Source organism: Butyrivibrio sp. (assembly GCF_024699075.1).
Window position 1 is genome coordinate 1 of record NZ_JAILQF010000434.1, and the last position, 3,060, is coordinate 3,060.

3 protein-coding genes and 1 pseudogene are annotated in these 3,060 nt (G+C 41.2%); all 4 read left to right on the forward strand.

From position 1 onward, the window contains the following. Positions 1 to 246 (forward strand): annotated as a pseudogene (locus K6G87_RS17135) (hypothetical protein); the annotation flags it as partial. A 13-nt stretch (positions 247 to 259) separates the two neighbouring features. Further along, a complete protein-coding gene (locus tag K6G87_RS17140) occupies positions 260 to 1,033 on the forward strand; it encodes a tRNA1(Val) (adenine(37)-N6)-methyltransferase (protein WP_296839973.1) in 774 nt (257 codons plus the stop codon). A gap of 54 nt (positions 1,034 to 1,087) precedes the next feature. Further along, positions 1,088 to 1,987 carry a 16S rRNA (cytidine(1402)-2'-O)-methyltransferase gene (gene rsmI, locus K6G87_RS17145; RefSeq protein ID WP_296839975.1) on the forward strand — a complete coding sequence of 300 codons (900 nt, stop codon included), beginning with the start codon at positions 1,088 to 1,090 and terminating at the stop codon, positions 1,985 to 1,987. A 24-nt stretch (positions 1,988 to 2,011) separates the two neighbouring features. Further along, positions 2,012 to 3,060 (forward strand): glycoside hydrolase family 27 protein (locus tag K6G87_RS17150; RefSeq protein ID WP_296839979.1); only part of this gene is annotated, 1,049 nt, incomplete at its 3' end.

The following is a 3,060-nucleotide window of genomic DNA, read 5'->3' on the forward strand; positions in this document are numbered from 1 at the left end:
AACAGAAACAGTGATAATAGAGGCGGTGACAACAGAAACCGTAATGACTATAATCGCGACAATAACAGAGATAATGCTCAGGGTAGTGGAAGAGGCGATGGCCGTGTAAATGACAACCAAAATGGTCATGACAATAACCGCAGTCGTGGTGCTAATCGCCATAATAACAGACACAACAACAATAAGCGCCAGAATCAGAATAATAACGGACAGGCAGGCGCTGGCAATCAGCCTTCTGGAAATTAATGGGTGTTTTTTAATGGAAGTAGAATTAAAGCCGGGTGAAAGAATAGATGATCTTCAAAGAGACGGACTTAGGATAATACAGGATCCTGAACGTTTTTGCTTTGGAATGGACGCTGTTCTTTTGTCCGGCTTTATTACGTATGCAGATCCTGTAAAGAGTAGTAAAGCTTTTAGCACTATGGAAGGAAAACGCGTACTTGATATGGGTACGGGAACAGGTATCCTTCCAATTCTTTTGTCATCCAAGACCAGGGCTTCAGAGCTTATAGGTCTTGAAATACAAAAAGACAGTGCGGATATGGCTAAAAGGAGCGTAGATCTTAATGATCTTTCTCCGCGAGTATCTATAGTATGTGGTGATATTAAGGATGCAGGAAATATTTTTGGTTCAGCTTCTTTTGACGTAATAACCTGTAATCCTCCATATATGATAGGAGGGCATGGCCTTCAAAATCCGGACTCGCCCAAAGCGATTGCAAGACATGAAGTCATGTGCAGCTTTGAAGATGTCGCAGCGCAGGCTGAGAAACTTTTAAAACCATCAGGAAAGCTTTTTCTCGTTCACAGACCGTTCAGACTTTCAGAAATAATGGTGACTTTATCAAAACACAGACTTGAACCCAAACGTATGCAATTAGTATACCCTTATATAGATAAAGAGCCCAACATGGTCCTTATAGAAGCGGTAAGAGGCGGAAAACCAAGGATCACAGTAGAAAGACCGCTTATAATATACAAAGCGCCCGGGGAGTATACCAGGGATGTATATGATATTTATGGATATTAAAGATGCAGGTGTCAAAATTTCCTTTTAATACAATTAGTAAATATAGTGAATAATATGAATGAAAATATAAATGATAATACAACTGAAAATGTAAAAGGCGGGACAAAGAGCGGAATGCTCTATTTATGCGCAACGCCCATAGGTAATCTTAAAGATATAACTGCAAGAGTCTTAGAGACTCTTAATATGGTTGATCTTATAGCGGCAGAGGATACAAGAAACAGTATACATCTTCTGACTCATTTTGATATACATACGCCTATGACCAGTTACCATGAGTATAACAAGGTGGATAAGGCCTATTACCTTATCGAGCAGATGAAGGAAGGCAAGAATATTGCACTTATAACAGATGCAGGAACACCGGGAATATCTGATCCGGGAGAAGTCCTTGTTAAGATGTGTCACGAAGCGGGCATAACTGTTACCTCTCTTCCTGGACCTGCAGCATGTATTACAGCGCTCACTTTATCAGGACTCCCAACAAGAAGATTCTGCTTTGAAGGTTTTCTCCCCGGAAGCGATGATAAGAAGGCAAGAAAAGATATCCTTGAAGATTTAAAGGATGAGAGCCGCACTATGATAATCTATGAAGCTCCTCATCATCTAAAGGCTGCGCTTTCGGATCTGTATGAAACACTTGGAAACCGCAATATGGCTATATGCAGAGAACTTACCAAGAGATTTGAAGAAGTCATGCCTACAACTTTAAAGGCTGCAATAGATTATTATAATGAGAATGACCCAAGGGGCGAATATGTCATGGTGATCGAAGGCCAAAGCATTGCTGATCAGAAGAAGGAAAAGCAAAAAGAATGGCTTTCCATGTCCATAGAAGATCATATGGAATATTATGAAAGTCAGGGTGTATCTCATAAAGATGCAATGAAGAAGGTGGCACTGGACAGAGGAATGCAAAAACGCGAGATCTATCAGGCGCTTATAAAAAAATAAAAGCTCAAAGTCGGAGGGAGAGTCATGTCAGATTCAAAACATGTAGCAAAATATCCTCCCATGGGATGGAATTCATGGGACTGCTATGGAGCAAGCGTAAATGAAGAAGAACTTCTTGGTAACGCTAAGTATATGGCAGAGAATTTAAAAGAGTATGGATGGGAATACATAGTATGTGATATTCAGTGGTCAGAGCCAACTGCAGATTCCTGCTGGTATCACAAATTTACTGAGCTTAATATGGATGAGTATTCAAGACTTATACCTGCAGAGAACAGATTCCCATCATCTAAAGATGGACAAGGCTTTAAGCCCATTGCAGATCAGATTCATGAGATGGGACTTAAGTTTGGTATTCATATCATGCGCGGAATCCCGCGTCAGGCAGTTCACAGGAACACTAAGATACTTGGAACAGATAAGACTGCAAGGGATATAGCACATCCTGCATCTATCTGCATGTGGAATACAGATATGTATGGAGTTGATGCAAGTCAGGAAGGCGCTCAGGAATATTATGATTCAATATTCAAGCTGTATGCTGAGTGGGGAGTAGACTATGTTAAAGTTGATGACCTTGCAAGAGTAGACGTAGGACCTGATGCACCCGGAGCAGGATTTTCAGAGATAACCCTTATCAAAAAAGCTATAGAGAAATGTGGAAGACCTATGGTACTTAGCCTTTCACCAGGACCGGCAAGAGTTGACCAGAAAGATTTCCTTTTGGAAAATGCAAACATGTGGCGTATGACAGATGATTTCTGGGATGACTGGAAACTTCTTTATGGCATGTTCGAAAGAGCTGATGCATGGGCAGGAATAGGATGCAAGGATCACTGGCCGGATTGTGATATGCTTCCGCTTGGTCATATCGGAGTTCGTACAACACCTGACAGACACGATGACAGGATGACTAATTTCACTCATGATGAGCAGATGCTTCTTATGACACTTTGGTGCATATTCAGATCCCCTCTTATGTTTGGCGGTGAGCTAAGGGACAACGATCCATTTACTCTTTCTCTTCTGACTAATAAGAAGCTCCTTGAGATGCACCATGACGGACGTAAAGC